This is a genomic window from Pseudomonas sp. rhizo66 (assembly GCF_031931925.1).
In the GTDB taxonomy this organism is placed as follows: Bacteria; Pseudomonadota; Gammaproteobacteria; order Pseudomonadales; family Pseudomonadaceae; genus Aquipseudomonas.
Map to the genome: position 1 here is coordinate 119,753 of NZ_JAUJWZ010000013.1, position 13,683 is coordinate 133,435.

At 59.8% G+C, this 13,683-nt stretch carries 13 protein-coding genes; 4 read left to right on the forward strand and 9 right to left on the reverse strand.

Annotated features, from left to right (window positions below):
* The first annotated feature begins 8 nt into the window (after positions 1-8).
* Positions 9-419 carry a hydroxyisourate hydrolase gene (uraH, locus tag QZR14_RS16920; protein ID WP_250606474.1) on the forward strand — a complete coding sequence of 137 codons (411 nt, stop codon included), beginning with the start codon at positions 9-11 and terminating at the stop codon, positions 417-419.
* Positions 420-614: 195 nt separating this feature from the next.
* On the opposite strand, the gene QZR14_RS16925 is transcribed toward uraH, so the two are convergent.
* Positions 615-1,292, reverse strand: coding sequence for a Crp/Fnr family transcriptional regulator (locus tag QZR14_RS16925; RefSeq protein ID WP_250606475.1), 678 nt, complete (start codon positions 1,290-1,292; stop codon positions 615-617).
* 84 nt (positions 1,293-1,376) lie between these two features.
* On the opposite strand from QZR14_RS16925, the gene QZR14_RS16930 reads away from it, so the two are divergent.
* Positions 1,377-1,904 carry an Mpo1 family 2-hydroxy fatty acid dioxygenase gene (locus QZR14_RS16930; protein WP_311997180.1) on the forward strand — a complete coding sequence of 176 codons (528 nt, stop codon included), beginning with the start codon at positions 1,377-1,379 and terminating at the stop codon, positions 1,902-1,904.
* A gap of 87 nt (positions 1,905-1,991) precedes the next feature.
* On the opposite strand, the gene QZR14_RS16935 is transcribed toward QZR14_RS16930, so the two are convergent.
* From QZR14_RS16935 to dibA, 6 genes are all read right to left on the reverse strand, one after another.
* Entirely contained in the window at positions 1,992-2,981 is a 990-nt protein-coding gene (locus QZR14_RS16935) for a sulfate/molybdate ABC transporter ATP-binding protein (protein ID WP_110720850.1), read from the reverse strand.
* A 3-nt stretch (positions 2,982-2,984) separates the two neighbouring features.
* Positions 2,985-3,857 carry a sulfate ABC transporter permease subunit CysW gene (gene cysW, locus QZR14_RS16940; RefSeq protein ID WP_007917679.1) on the reverse strand — a complete coding sequence of 291 codons (873 nt, stop codon included), beginning with the start codon at positions 3,855-3,857 and terminating at the stop codon, positions 2,985-2,987.
* Positions 3,858-3,870: 13 nt separating this feature from the next.
* Positions 3,871-4,689 carry a sulfate ABC transporter permease subunit CysT gene (gene cysT / locus QZR14_RS16945; RefSeq protein WP_007917680.1) on the reverse strand — a complete coding sequence of 273 codons (819 nt, stop codon included), beginning with the start codon at positions 4,687-4,689 and terminating at the stop codon, positions 3,871-3,873.
* Between the two features lie 155 nt (positions 4,690-4,844).
* Entirely contained in the window at positions 4,845-5,858 is a 1,014-nt protein-coding gene (locus QZR14_RS16950; RefSeq protein WP_250606477.1) for a sulfate ABC transporter substrate-binding protein, read from the reverse strand.
* A 135-nt stretch (positions 5,859-5,993) separates the two neighbouring features.
* Positions 5,994-6,176, reverse strand: a complete 183-nt coding sequence (oscA, locus tag QZR14_RS16955) for a sulfur starvation response protein OscA (protein WP_007917682.1) — start codon at positions 6,174-6,176, stop codon at positions 5,994-5,996.
* Between the two features lie 237 nt (positions 6,177-6,413).
* Complete coding sequence (dibA, locus tag QZR14_RS16960) at positions 6,414-8,333, reverse strand: phosphodiesterase DibA (RefSeq protein ID WP_311997181.1); 1,920 nt, start codon at positions 8,331-8,333, stop codon at positions 6,414-6,416.
* Positions 8,334-8,479: 146 nt separating this feature from the next.
* On the opposite strand from dibA, the gene desA reads away from it, so the two are divergent.
* Positions 8,480-9,664: a delta-9 fatty acid desaturase DesA gene (desA, locus tag QZR14_RS16965; RefSeq protein WP_250606479.1), complete on the forward strand. Its 1,185-nt coding sequence runs from the start codon at positions 8,480-8,482 to the stop codon at positions 9,662-9,664.
* Between the two features lie 218 nt (positions 9,665-9,882).
* Positions 9,883-10,872 (forward strand): GGDEF domain-containing protein, encoded by a 990-nt coding sequence (locus QZR14_RS16970; protein ID WP_311997182.1) that lies wholly within the window; start codon positions 9,883-9,885, stop codon positions 10,870-10,872.
* Positions 10,873-11,015: 143 nt separating this feature from the next.
* Here the strand turns inward: QZR14_RS16970 and QZR14_RS16975 are convergent, their stop codons facing one another.
* Positions 11,016-12,227: a response regulator gene (locus QZR14_RS16975; protein WP_311997183.1), complete on the reverse strand. Its 1,212-nt coding sequence runs from the start codon at positions 12,225-12,227 to the stop codon at positions 11,016-11,018.
* Positions 12,228-12,361: 134 nt separating this feature from the next.
* Complete coding sequence (gabT, locus tag QZR14_RS16980) at positions 12,362-13,639, reverse strand: 4-aminobutyrate--2-oxoglutarate transaminase (RefSeq protein WP_007917687.1); 1,278 nt, start codon at positions 13,637-13,639, stop codon at positions 12,362-12,364.
* Positions 13,640-13,683: the final 44 nt, after the last annotated feature.

The window sequence follows — 13,683 nt, forward strand, 5'->3', positions numbered from 1 at the left end:
TTTCATCCATGACGACTTTGCGCATGACCCTCGCTGCGCTCGGCCTGAGCGCTTTTTCAAGTCTGACCCTCGCCGCCGGCAACCCGTTGAGCGTGCACGTGCTCAACCTGGAAAACGGCCTGCCGTCGCCGGGCATCGACGTGACACTGGAGAAACACGTCGGCCAGAACTGGCAGCCCCTGGCTCAAGGCACAACCAATGAACAAGGGCGGATTGCCGAACTGTTCCCGGCCAAACAGCCTTTCGAAGCAGGTGAATACCGGGTGGTGTTCAAGACCGGCGAGTACTTCAAGAAGGTCAAGCACGACACGTTCTTCCCGGAGATTCCGGTGATCTTCGAAGTGAAGCAGACCGATCAGCACTACCACATCCCGCTGCTGCTCAGCCCGTACGGCTTCTCGACCTATCGCGGTTCCTGATCGCCATAAAAATCCCCTGTAGGCTCACTCCTACAGGTTCTGTGCTTTGCCTGAGATGTCACGAAAGCCCGAAACCCTGTGGGAGCCTGGCTTGCCAGCGATGGCGGCCGTTCAGCAAACATCAATGTCGATTGATGCTCCGCTATCGCTGGCAAGCCAGCTCCCACAAGTTCGTGGTGTCTGGAATGGGTGTTTTTAGATCGTGGCGAGGCTGCGCAATCGCGCGGCGTCGAGGATTTCAATCTCGCCGTACCCGAGCCCGATAATCCCCTGCCCCTGCAGATCCTTGAGAATCTGGTTGGTGGTCTGCCGCGACAGCGACAGCATCGAGGCCAACTGCTCCTGCGGCAGTTGCAGCACGCGGCGTGGCGCGTCGAGTTCGCCGTAGCCTTCGGCGATCATCAGCAGTCGATGGGCCAGACGTGCCGGGGCCGGCAGCAGGCTCAGTTGTTCGAGGTTGATGAAGGCCAGACGCAGTTTATGACTCATCAGCAGCGCCAGATGTCGCCAGTACACCGGCTGCTCGTCGAGCAGTTTCAGTAACGTCGGCTGAGGAATATTGAGCAAGGTGCACGGCCCGACCGCGTAGGCGTCATGGGTGCGCGGCTGGCCATCGAACAGGCAGATTTCGCCGAACCAGTGCGGCGCCTCCACCAGACTCAACAACGCCTCTTTGCCCTGCTCACTCACCGCGCCTATACGCACGGCGCCATCGAGCACCGCGTACAAGCCACACGGCGCATCGCCACGCTGGAACAGGCGTTGCCCCGCCGTCAGCCGCCGCTCTCGCGCTGTCGCCAGCAGACTATCCTGAAAGGATGCCGGCAGATGACTGAACCACTGGCCATGCATCAGCCGCGAACGTATTTGCATAAACACTCCTGGACTGTCGCCTGCCTGACAGAGCGAACCCTGATCCCGAGGGATGATGCGATCAACCCTACCGGAGGAACAACAATGAAAAGCCTCGTCGACCATCTCAGTCAATACGCCGCCTACCACCGTGATCCGCGCAACATCGCCAGCCACTTTATCGGCATTCCGCTGATTGTGGTGGCCGTGGCAGTTTTGTTGTCGCGGCCGGAATGGTCGCTGGGCGTGTTGTGGCTATCTCCGGCCGTTGTCGTGGCGCTGGCCTCGGCGTGGTTTTACCTGCGGCTGGAAGTGAAGCTGGGGGTCTTGATGACGGTGCTGATGGGGCTATCGGTCTGGGCCGGGCATGCGTTGGCGCAGCAAAGCACCCTGGTCTGGCTAAGCAGTGGCCTGGCGATGTTTGTGATCGGCTGGGTGATCCAGTTTGTCGGGCATCACTATGAAGGACGCAAACCGGCGTTTGTCGATGATTTATCGGGGCTGATTGTCGGGCCGTTGTTTGTCGTCGCCGAGTTGGCGTTCATCCTCGGGATGCGCCATGAATTGAAAGAACAGATCGAAGCGCGGGCGGGGGTGGTGCGAGTCAATCCGAATCGCAAAGCGGCGGCTTAGGCCGCTTAAAAGATCGCAGCCTGCGGCAGCTCCTACATTGGAATGCGTTTCCCTGTAGGAGCTGCCGAAGGCTGCGATCTTTTGATCTTAGAGGTTGGCGACTTTCTGCCAGACCTTCGGCTTGAAGAACAGGGTTTCACCCTTGGCCAGGCCGATCAGGCTGTCATGGTCTTTCACCACTTCGGCCTCAATCAGATCCGTCTGCCCTTCGACTTTCAGCGTCACCCGCGTGGTCGCACCCAACGGCCGGATATCGCGCACTTCAGCGGCGTGGTGATCTTCCAGCTCATGTTTGGACAGCGACACTTCATGCGGGCGGAACAGCACGTGGTTGTCGTCGCTCAACAGCAAGCGGTTCGAATCACCAAGGAAGTGATAAACGAAATCGCTGGCCGGGTTTTCGTAAACGTCGCCCGGTGAGCCGATCTGCTCGATCACACCCTTGTTCATCACCACGATACGGTCGGCGACTTCCATCGCTTCTTCCTGGTCGTGGGTCACGAATACCGAGGTCAGGTTGATATCTTCGTGCAGGCGCGCCAGCCAGCGACGCAGCTCCTTGCGCACCTTGGCGTCGAGGGCGCCGAACGGCTCGTCCAGCAGCAGCACTTTCGGTTCCACCGCCAAGGCACGGGCCAATGCGATGCGCTGACGCTGACCACCGGACAACTGCTCCGGGTAGCGATCCGACAACCAGTCCAGTTGCACCATGTTCAGCAGTTCGTGAACCTTGGTCGCGATCTGGCTTTCGCTCGGGCGCTGGTTTTTCGGTTTCATGCGCAGGCCGAATGCGACGTTGTCGAACACGGTCATGTGGCGGAACAAGGCGTAATGCTGGAACACGAAACCGACATTGCGATCACGCACGTCGTGGCCGGAAACGTCTTCACCATGGAACACGATGTTGCCGTTATCCGGGGTTTCCAGGCCGGCGATGATCCGCAGCAGGGTGGTCTTGCCGCAGCCGGACGGGCCGAGCAACGCGACCAGCTCACCGCTGTGAATGTCCAGGCTGATGTTGTCCAGCGCCTTGAACGCGTTGAAATTCTTGCTGACGTTACGCACTTCGATCGACATGAATTATTCCTCCGCGGCGCTGGCGCGCAGGCGGTTGATACGGTTTTCGCTCCACTGCTTGAGCAGCAGGATGAAGAGCGCCAGGATCAGCAACAGGCTCGCCACGGCGAACGCGGCCACGTGGTTGTATTCGTTGTAGAGGATCTCGACGTGCAGCGGCAAGGTGTTGGTCACCCCGCGAATATGCCCGGAGACCACCGACACCGCACCGAACTCGCCCATGGCCCGTGCGGTACACAGCACCACGCCATAGATCAGGCCCCATTTGATGTTGGGCACGGTGACGTGCCAGAACATCTGCCAGCCGTTGGCACCGAGCAGGCGCGCGGCCTCCTCTTCCTGCGTGCCTTGTTCCTGCATCAGCGGGATCAGCTCACGGGCCACGAACGGCACGGTGACGAAGATCGTCGCCAGCACAATGCCCGGCAGGGCGAAGACGATCTGGATGTCGTGATCCTGCAGCCACGGCCCGAACAGGCCTTGTGCGCCGAACATCAACACGTAGACCAGACCGGCGATTACCGGCGACACCGAAAACGGCAGGTCGATCAGCGTCACCAGCATGCTCTTGCCACGGAACGAGTATTTACTCACGCACCACGCGGCGCTGACACCGAACACCAGGTTCAGCGGCACCGAAATCAACACGGCGAACACGGTGAGTTTCAGTGCCGACAGTGCGTCCGGTTCAAAGATCGCGGTGAAAAATGCGCCGAGGCCATTCTTCAAACCCTGCGATACCACGATGAACAATGGCAGCAGCAGAAACAGGAAAAAGATCAGCCAGCCAAGACCGATCAGGATTCTGCGCGAAGTGGCACTGCCACGGCGCGCAGCGTTGGCCGAAGAGGCGGCCGCAATAGACGATTGGGACATTGTTCGCGCCTCCTTATGGGGTTTCGATGCGCCGCTGCAGCAAGTTGATCAGCAGCAACAGGACGAAGGAAACCACCAGCATCAACACGCCGATGGCGGTGGCGCCGGTGTAATCGTATTGGTCGAGTTTGACCATGATCAGCAGCGGCAGGATCTCGGTTTTCATCGGCATGTTGCCGGCGATGAAAATCACCGAGCCGTACTCGCCGACGCCACGGGCAAAGGCCAGGGCAAACCCGGTCAGCCAGGCGGGCAGCAAGGCCGGAACCAGAATGTGGCGAAACACCTGCCATGGCTTCGCACCGAGGCACGCGGCGGCTTCTTCGACTTCACGGGGAATATCGGCCAGCACCGGCTGCACCGTGCGTACTACGAACGGCAGGGTGACGAAGGTCAGCGCCAGGGTGATGCCCAACGGCGTGTAGGCGATTTTGAAACCGAGGTCGGCGGCGAACTGGCCGACCAGACCGGCCGGCGCGTACAGCGCGGTCAGCGCAATACCGGCCACCGCAGTCGGCAGGGCGAACGGCAGATCGATCATCGCGTCGATCACCTTGCGCCCGGGGAAGGTGTAGCGCACCAGCACCCACGCCAGCAGCGTGCCGATGATGCCGTTGATGATCGCCGCACACAGCGCAGTGCCGAAGCTCAGCTTCAAAGCGGCCAGCACACGCGGCGCGGAGATGATCGTCCAGAACTGATCCCAGGTGAGTTGGGCGGCGTGGACGAACATCGCCGCCAGCGGGATAAGCACAATCAGGCTGAGGTACACCAAGGTGTAGCCCAGCGTCAGCCCGAAGCCGGGTATGACGGGGGAGATACGACGCGACATAAAAGTCCCTGGTTAAAAACGCATCAATGTGGGAGCGAGCCTGCTCGCGAAGAGGGAGTATCAGTCAACATCCTTGTCGCCTGAAATACCGCCTTCGCGAGCAGGCTCGCTCCCACATGTCATGTGCCCAAACATCAGGCTGGTTAAGGGTGAGATTACTGCGCCTGATAAATCTGGTCGAACACGCCACCATCATTGAAGAATTTCGGCTGCGCGGTTTTCCAGCCGCCGAAGTCCTTGTCGATGGTCACCAGTTCCAGTTTCGGGAACTGCTGGGCGTACTTCGCGGCCACGTCCTTGTCACGCGGACGGTAGAAGTTCTTTGCGGCAATCTCCTGACCGGCCGGGCTGTACAGATGTTTCAGGTAGGCTTCGGCGATCTGCGCGTTGCCCTTCTTCTCGGCATTCTTGTCGACCACGGCCACCGGTGGCTCCGCGAGGATCGACAGCGAAGGCACGACGATGTCGAACTTGTCGGCGCCGCCATCTTCTTTCAACGCCAGGAACGCTTCGTTTTCCCAGGCCAGCAGCACGTCGCCCTGACCGTTGTTGACGAAGGTGATGGTCGAACCGCGAGCGCCGGTGTCCAGCACGGGCACGTGTTTGAACAGGGTCTGTACGTATTCTTTGGCTTTGGCTTCGTCACCGCCGTTGGCTTTCAGACCGTAGGCCCAAGCGGCGAGGAAGTTCCAGCGGGCGCCGCCGGAGGTTTTCGGGTTCGGGGTGATCACCGAGACGTCGTTCTTGACCAGATCGCCCCAGTCCTTGATGCCTTTCGGGTTGCCCTTGCGCACCAGGAACACGATGGTCGAGGTGTACGGGGTGCTGGCGTCCGGCAGACGTTTCTGCCAATCGGCGGGCAGGGTTTTGCCGAGTTTGGCGATTTCGTCGATGTCGCCGGCCAGCGCCAGGGTCACAACGTCGGCGCGCAGACCGTCGATCACTGCGCGGCCCTGCTTGCCCGAACCACCATGGGATTGCTGGATTTTCACGGTGTCGCCGGCGTGATCTTTCTGCCAGAACTTGATGAATTCAGCGTTGTAGTCCTGATACAGCTCGCGCGTCGGGTCATACGAGACGTTGAGCAGTTCGTAATCCTTGGCAACGGCGGAACCGGCAAACACAGCACTGGCCAGTGCGGCCAAAGCGTAACGGCGAATCGACGACATGGTGAAAGCTCCTGGAATTCTGGATGGTGGCTTTTTCTTATGTATTTCGGGAATCGTGTTGTCGGTTCAAAGATCGCAGCCTTCGACAGCTCCTATGCACAGCCCCCTGTAGGAGCTGCCGCAGGCTGCGATCTTTTAGCCCGGTTGTTTGCCCGGTTGCTGCAAACGGAATTTCTCTTTGCGTTCGATCTGTACGACTTGCGCGTTGTGCACAGTGATCTCCACCGCGCCGAACCGCAGATCGCGCAGAGCGCTCTGGATTTCACGCAAGATGGTGCTTTCGTCCTGACCGTCAACGCTGCGAAGGGATGCGCTCATGGTGCTGCTCCTTGAATGGGATATGCCTGGCAGTGGGCGGCACTGCGTTCGGCGTGGGAGCAATATAAGAGAGGCACATATATTCTTAAAAAGACTATTTAAGAATGTTTATATAACCAGAAAACATTATGTGGCACGGCAAGGGTTTGCGCGTTGGTGGAGCAAAAGATCGCAGCCTTCGGCAGCTCCTACAGGGATCGGTGTAGGAGCTGCCGGAGGCTGCGATCTTTTGATCTTTTAACCAATCACCGGTGTTCTTGCCCAATCAATCTCCTGCGCTTGAACCGGCCGCCCAAACCAATACCCCTGCCCCAGACCACATTCCTGCCCCAGCAAAAACGCCGCCTGCTCAACCTGCTCGATACCCTCGGCGTGCACCTGCATGCCCATGCTCCGCGCAAGCGCGATGATCACCCGGACAATCGCCACGTCATCCTCGTCCCACGGCAACCCGGCGACGAAACCCTGATCGATCTTCAGCTTCTGCACCGGCAGCCGCTTGAGCCGCAGCAATGAGGAATAGCCCGTGCCGAAATCATCGATGGCCAGGCGAATACCCAACTCGCGCAAACGGTGCATCTGCTCCAGCGCCACTTCCGGATCATCCATGACCGCACTTTCAGTGACTTCCAGCTCCAGATACGCCGGATCCAGTCCGGTTTCATGTAGCACCTGCGCCACCTGCTGGTACAACTCGCGCCGGGCAAACAGGCGCGACGACACGTTCACCGCGACAAATGACAGCACCACCCCGGCCTGCTGCCATTGGCACATCTGCCGGCACGCCTGCTGCATCACCCACGCGTCGATATCGGCGATCAACCCGGTGCGTTCGGCAATCGGGATGAATTCCGCCGGCGACACCAGGCCACGCTGCGGGTGCTGCCAGCGAACCAGCGCTTCAACGCCAATCAGGCGACTGGTTTTCAAGTCATGCACCGGTTGGTAGTACACCCGCAGTTCCTGCTGCTCCAGCGCGCGGCGCAGCTCGAATGCAATCTCCACACGTTGCTGGGCGTGGGCGGTGAGTTCTTCGGTGTACAAGGCGTAGCCGTTACGCCCGCTACTCTTGGCCTTGAACAGCGCCGCATCGGCATTGCGCAACAGTTGCTCTGCGCTCAAGGCGTCACTGGGGAACAGGCTGATGCCGAGGCTGGCGTTGATGAACAGCTGATGGCCATCGATGTAGAACGGCTCCTTCAGCGCATCGAGAATCCGTTGCGCAAGCGCCGCTGCCTGCACCGGCTGTGGACAACTTTCCGCGAGCACCGCGAACTCGTCGCCCCCCAGGCGCGCCAGGGTAATGCCGGGGCCAAACAGCGCTTGCAGGCGCGCCGCCACCGCCTTCAGCAAGCGATCGCCGACGTTATGGCCGAGGCTGTCGTTGATCATTTTGAAATGATCGAGATCGAGCATCAGCAACGCACAGCCGCGCTTGTGGATCTGCGCCGAGGCCAGTGCCTGTTCGGCACGGTCGCTGAACAGCAGGCGATTGGGCAGATCGGTCAGCGGATCGTGGTGCGCAAGGTGTTTGAGCTCGTGTTCGGAATCCTTGATTGCGCTGATGTCGGAAAACACCGCGACGTAATGGCTGAGCCGGCGCTGATCATCATGAATGACCCGGATGGTTTGCCACTGTGGATAAATCTCGCCGCTTTTGCGCCGGTTCCAGATCTCGCCGCTCCATTCGCCCTGCGATTCCAGAGTGGCGAACATCGCTTGATAGAACCCCGGCGGATGATGGCCGGACTTGAACAGACTCGGCTGCTGCCCGAGGACTTCTTCGCGCTGATAACCGGTGATCTCGATGAACGCGCGATTGACGTGCACGATCAGCCCTTGGTGGTTGGTGACCAACACCCCTTCGCGAGTGCAATCGAACACGGCTGCCGCTTGACGCAGGCGTTCGCGATCAGCGTGGCGCTCGCGCAAACGTGCACCAATCCCGAGGAACTCACACAAGCGTGCTCGCGCGAGGAAGATCAGCCCGGCGCTGAGCACCGCAAACACGTAACCATTGATCAGTTGCCATCGGGCAAGATCGACGGAGTTATCGAAGAAATTGTTTAATAAATGATCAGTACCCTGCAGCCAGACAGCGGCAAGCATGAGATAGAGCAGCGCTGCACGCAAGGCATCGCGGTAAGTGGCACGCATTCGGCTATCCATGTCCCCACAAAAAGGTTGGAATTATAGGTCAAGAAACATCCAGCGACTCTTATCTGAAAGGGCGACTGGTTTTATCTGTGTGCTTGGTGATAATGCAACGGCTGTTTTTATCTTTATCGAGGGCCCTATAGCCTATGTGGTACGAAGGTTTTCTTGGCTTGTCGGCCTGGTCTCTGGTCGCAGTCACCCTGCTGATGACCCACGTGACAATTGTTGCCGTCACGGTCTATCTGCACCGCTACTCGGCCCATCGCTCGCTGGAGCTGAATGCCGGCCTGAAGCACTTTTTCCGTTTCTGGCTGTGGCTGACCACGGCGCAGAACACCCGCGAGTGGACCGCCATCCACCGTAAACATCACGCCAAGTGCGAAACCGAAGACGACCCGCATAGCCCGGTCATCAAAGGTCTTTCCACCGTGCTGCGTACCGGCGCCGAGCTGTATCGCGCCGAAGCGCAGAACCCGGAAACCCTGCGCATCTACGGCAAGAACTGCCCCGAAGACTGGATCGAACGCAACGTCTACAGCCGCTACCCGCTGCTGGGCGTGGCGATCATGGGCGTTATCGACCTGCTGCTGTTCGGCACCATCGGCATCACCATCTGGGCCATCCAGATGATGTGGATCCCGGTGTGGGCTGCTGGCGTGATCAATGGCCTGGGCCATGCGGTCGGCTATCGCAACTTCGAATGCCGCGACGCGGCGACCAATCTGGTGCCATGGGGCATCCTGATCGGCGGCGAAGAACTGCACAACAACCATCACACCTACCCTAATTCGGCCAAGCTTTCGGTGAAAAAGTGGGAGTTCGACCTCGGTTGGGCGTGGATCAAAGTCTTCTGTTTCCTGCGTCTGGCCAAGGTTCAGCGTGTGGCGCCGATCGCCCACCGTGTCGAAGGCAAGGGCAATCTGGACATGGACACCGCCATGGCCATCCTCAACAACCGCTTCCAGATCATGGCCCAGTACCGCAAATTGGTGATCGGCCCGCTGGTCAAGCAAGAGCTGGCCAAGGTCGATCATTCGGTGCGTCACCAGTTCCACCGCGCCAAACGTCTGCTGTCGCGGGAAACCAGCCTGCTGGAAGATCGTCATCACTTGCGCATCCAGACCATGCTCGAGCACAGCCACGCACTGAAGGTAATTTACGAAAAACGCCTGGCCCTGCAGCAGATCTGGGTCAAGACCAGCGCAAATGGCCACGACATGCTCGCGGCCATCAAAGAGTGGATTCACGAGGCAGAAGCCAGTGGCATCCAGTCCCTGCGCGAATTTGCTGACCAGTTGAAAACCTACTCGCTGCGTCCTGCAGCGGTCTGATGTGGCGAGGGAGCCTGCTCCCGTGCGGCTGCGCAGCAGTCGCAAAACCTGACGACGCGTTTTAACAGCTAAAACGCGTCGCCACTCACCGCCCGGCGGAACCCCGCCATCGGTGGGAACTTCGCCAAAAATCGCCTATCTCAAAGACACTTCGCCATCCCGGCGGGCTGTATTGGGGCCGTTGTCGAATTGCGGCACGTCCTTTGAGATCTGTGCCGATGGTCAACAACAATCAAAAAGACTCATCCTTCCCGCAGTGGCCCGAGGCCGCGCAAACCCTCATGGCGTTGATGCACGCCCAGGGCGAAGTCGCCCGTCTGAGCGAACGTGAGCAGCTGTTCAGTTCCTTGCTGGTCAGCGTCAATGCCGTGCTCTGGGCCTTCAACTGGGAAACCCGGCAAGTGCTGTACGTCAGCCCCGCCTATGAACGGATTTTCGGCCGCTCCGCCGGCCTGCTGCTCGCTGACTATAACCAGTGGCGCGACAGCATCTACCCCGACGACCTCGACTACGCCGAACGCAGCCTCGCCGAAGTGCTGCACAAAGGCGCGGTTGAAGATCGCGAATACCGGATCATCGCCGCCGACGGCCAGGTACGCTGGCTCAGCGACAAATGCTTCATCAACCGTCAGGACGAACCCGGGCAACCGGTGATCATCGTCGGCATCGCCGAAGACATTACTGACAAGAAGCAGATGGAAACCGAGCTGCACCGTCTGGCGACCACCGACGTGCTGACGCAAAGCAGCAATCGTCGGCACTTCTTCGAGTGCGCCAACCGCGCGTTCGAAGAAGCGCGGGTGCAGGGCGCGCAAATGGCCTTTCTGCTGCTGGATATCGATGATTTCAAAATGATCAACGACACCTACGGCCACCCGGAAGGCGATAACGTGCTGCAGCGGATTGCCGAGTGCGGACGCGGCTCGTTACGCCGGGGCGATCTGTTCGGGCGGATTGGCGGCGAAGAGTTTGCGGCGGTGTTTCCCGGTTGTGCCCCGGACATGGCCATGCAAGTGGCTGAACGGCTGCAGCAGGAGATTCAGCGATTGAGCTTCAGCCATGATGGCCAGACATTCGGCATCACCGTCAGTCAGGGCTTGACCTGTCTTACCGAAGCAGACGAGAGCCTCGACAGCCTGTTCGCCCGCGCGGATGGGGCGATGTATGAGGCAAAACGGCAGGGCAAGAATCGGATTATCTCTGCCTGATCCCTGTCCTCCCGCCTCAACACAAACCCACTGTGGGAGCGAGCCTGCTCGCGAAGGCGTCGTATCAGGCAATGATGTGCTGAATGACAATCCGTCTTCGCGAGCAGGCTCGCTCCCACATTTGGAATGCCGGTGAATCCGGGTTATTTACGCATCCGCATCAATTCTGGCAGCCCGATCTTGAGCAACCGCGCCGTGCGGCTCTTCGCCAGTTCCTCAATGCCCTCATGCTCGGTCAGACGCGCCATCTGCGCCGCCATGTTCATCACCAGCGCCTCACGGGAATACACCCCGCCACCGAGCTGATAGACCGACGCGATCAACTCGCGCAGCTCCAGCGGCAATCGCCAGCGGGTGCGCAAGGCCGAACCATAAGCGGCGCCAAACTCCGCCAGCGCCTCGCCCACCTCCTCCCACTCATCCAGCTCTCCGCCGGCCTGTTTCCACTCCTGCAGACAACGCAACAGCGCCAGATCACCCAGACGATGCAGCATGCCCGCGCAGTAACAGCGTTCCTGATCCAGATCGAGCAGGCGCGCCAGGGTGCGCGCGTATTCAGCGGTATGCAGCGACAGGCCCCAGTAACGCTCAGCGTAATCCGCCAGACATGGATCGCTGAGCCTGGCGCTGCGCTTGAGTGCCAGACCCAGAATCAGGTTCATGCTCTGCCCGGTGCCCAGCCGATGCAGGGCTTGCGCCAGTGTTTGCACCGGCTCGCCATGGTGCTGCGCCGCGCTGTTGGCCGCAGCAATCAGCACCGCCGTGATTTGTGGGTCGGTGCGAATCTCTTCTTCCAGCAGCTTCAGATCCAGCCCGTTGGGGTTGAGGCTGCGTTTAACCGCCACCTGCACATCGGTCATCAGTGGCGCACCATCGGCCTGCTCGCGACGGCGCTCGAGAAACACCGACAAGGTCATACCCGGCGCCAATGTCGGCACCTCACAGGACACCTCTTCACCGGCATTGAGCAGCAAACCCTGCAAACGCTCGGTCAGGCTCTCCATGTTCAGTGGTTTGGTCAGATAGGCCGTAGGCGCCAACGGAATCGCTTCGCGCACGCTGGCGCTGTCGTTGCGGCTGCTCATCAGAATGAACGGCAACGGCGGGTTGCGTTTGCGCTGCCGCACGCTGCGCAGCACGCTCAAACCGTCGATGCCGGGCAACTCCCAATCAACGATAGCGAGGTCATACGGCACCTCACTGAGCATCGACATGGCTTGCTGGCCATCGGCACACAGATCCAGCCGTGCGTCGCAACGCACGTTCAGCAACACTTGTTTGATCAGATCGCGAGACCACGGATCGGCCTCGGCAATCAACACTCGCGGTACAGCGGGTAATTCAACGGCAGTCATGCGCGCGCTCCCTTGCAATGCCTGAACCTTAGCCAATGCTGGCCATTCGATACAGTGCGAATGCGCAGATGAGTTTCAAAGGGCGTAAAAAAACCCGCCGCAGCGGGTTTTTTGTCGATCAGATCACAGGCAGATCAGAGCTCGGAGAAGCACTCTTCGATGATCGCCAGACCTTTGTCCAACTGCTCGTCCGGCGAAGTCAGCGGTACCAGTACGCGCAGAACGTTGCCGTAGGTGCCGCAGGACAGTAGGATCAGGCCCTTGTCGCGCGCCTTGGCCACAACAGACGCCACTGCAGCCGCGTTTGGCTTGTGGCTGTCGCCGTTTTCGAACAGCTCGACCGCGATCATCGCGCCCAGGGCACGGACTTCGCCGATGACCGGGTATTTGGCCTGAATGGCTTTCAGGCCAGTGACCAGACGCTCGCCGACAGCCTTGCAGCGATCCAGCAGTTGTTCTTCTTCGAACACTTCCATCACGGCCAGGGCCGCGGCGCAAGCGATCGGGCTACCGGCGTAGGTACCGCCCAGGCCGCCTGGGGCGATGGCGTCCATATATTCAGCCTTGCCGCAGACACCGGCCAGCGGGAAGCCGCCAGCGATGGATTTGGCGAAGGTGGTCAGGTCGGCAGCAACGCCCATCTGCTCCATGGCGAAGAACGTACCGGTACGGCCAGCGCCAGTTTGTACTTCGTCAGCGATCAGCAGGATGCCGTGCTGGTCGCACAAAGCACGCAGACGCTTCATGAATTCCTTCGGCGCAACGTAGAAACCACCTTCACCCTGCACAGGCTCGATGATGATCGCGGCGATGTCTTTCGGCTCGGCGTCGTTCTTGAAGATGCGCTCGATGGAAGCGATCGAATCGTCGATGCTCACGCCGTGCAGTTCGTTCGGGTACAGCGCGCGAAAGATGCCGCCTGGCATCAGGCCCATGCCAGCCGAGTACGGCACGACTTTACCGGTCAGGCCCAAAGTCATCATGGTGCGACCGTGGTAAGCGCCAGTGAAGGCGATCACACCAGCGCGGCCAGTGGCGGCACGGGCGATTTTCACGGCGTTTTCCACGGCTTCGGAACCGGTGGTCACCAGCAGGGTTTTCTTGGCGAAATCACCCGGAACCTTGGCGTTGATCTTTTCGCACAGCTCAACGTACGGCTCGTAAGCCAGCACCTGGAAGCAGGTGTGGGTCAGCTTGTTCAGCTGTTCGGTCACGGCGGCGATGATTTTCGGGTGCACGTGGCCGGTGTTCAGCACCGCGATGCCGCCAGCGAAGTCGATGAACTCACGACCTTCAACGTCAGTCACGGTAGCGTTCTTCGCCGATTCAGCGAAGATCGGGTGAATCTGGCCAACACCACGTGGAACTGCTGCGGTACGACGGGCCATCAGTTCTGCGTTAGTCTTGCTCATTACAGTCCTCATTCGCCGCTCATCGGGCGGCGTGGTTCAAGGAT

Excerpts from the sequence above, each read along its gene's own strand:
- QZR14_RS16935 (WP_110720850.1), bottom strand. The coding sequence starts at position 2,981 with ATGTCGATCGAAGTGCGTAACGTCAGCAAGAATTTCAACGCGTTCAAG.
- QZR14_RS16925 (WP_250606475.1), bottom strand. The coding sequence starts at position 1,292 with ATGCAAATACGTTCGCGGCTGATGCATGGCCAGTGGTTCAGTCATCTG.
- dibA (WP_311997181.1), bottom strand. The coding sequence starts at position 8,333 with ATGCGTGCCACTTACCGCGATGCCTTGCGTGCAGCGCTGCTCTATCTC.
- QZR14_RS16970 (WP_311997182.1), top strand. The coding sequence starts at position 9,883 with ATGGTCAACAACAATCAAAAAGACTCATCCTTCCCGCAGTGGCCCGAG.
- oscA (WP_007917682.1), bottom strand. The coding sequence starts at position 6,176 with ATGAGCGCATCCCTTCGCAGCGTTGACGGTCAGGACGAAAGCACCATC.
- cysW (WP_007917679.1), bottom strand. The coding sequence starts at position 3,857 with ATGTCCCAATCGTCTATTGCGGCCGCCTCTTCGGCCAACGCTGCGCGC.
- gabT (WP_007917687.1), bottom strand. The coding sequence starts at position 13,639 with ATGAGCAAGACTAACGCAGAACTGATGGCCCGTCGTACCGCAGCAGTT.
- cysT (WP_007917680.1), bottom strand. The coding sequence starts at position 4,689 with ATGTCGCGTCGTATCTCCCCCGTCATACCCGGCTTCGGGCTGACGCTG.
- desA (WP_250606479.1), top strand. The coding sequence starts at position 8,480 with ATGTGGTACGAAGGTTTTCTTGGCTTGTCGGCCTGGTCTCTGGTCGCA.
- QZR14_RS16930 (WP_311997180.1), top strand. The coding sequence starts at position 1,377 with ATGAAAAGCCTCGTCGACCATCTCAGTCAATACGCCGCCTACCACCGT.
- uraH (WP_250606474.1), top strand. The coding sequence starts at position 9 with ATGACGACTTTGCGCATGACCCTCGCTGCGCTCGGCCTGAGCGCTTTT.
- QZR14_RS16975 (WP_311997183.1), bottom strand. The coding sequence starts at position 12,227 with ATGACTGCCGTTGAATTACCCGCTGTACCGCGAGTGTTGATTGCCGAG.
- QZR14_RS16950 (WP_250606477.1), bottom strand. The coding sequence starts at position 5,858 with ATGTCGTCGATTCGCCGTTACGCTTTGGCCGCACTGGCCAGTGCTGTG.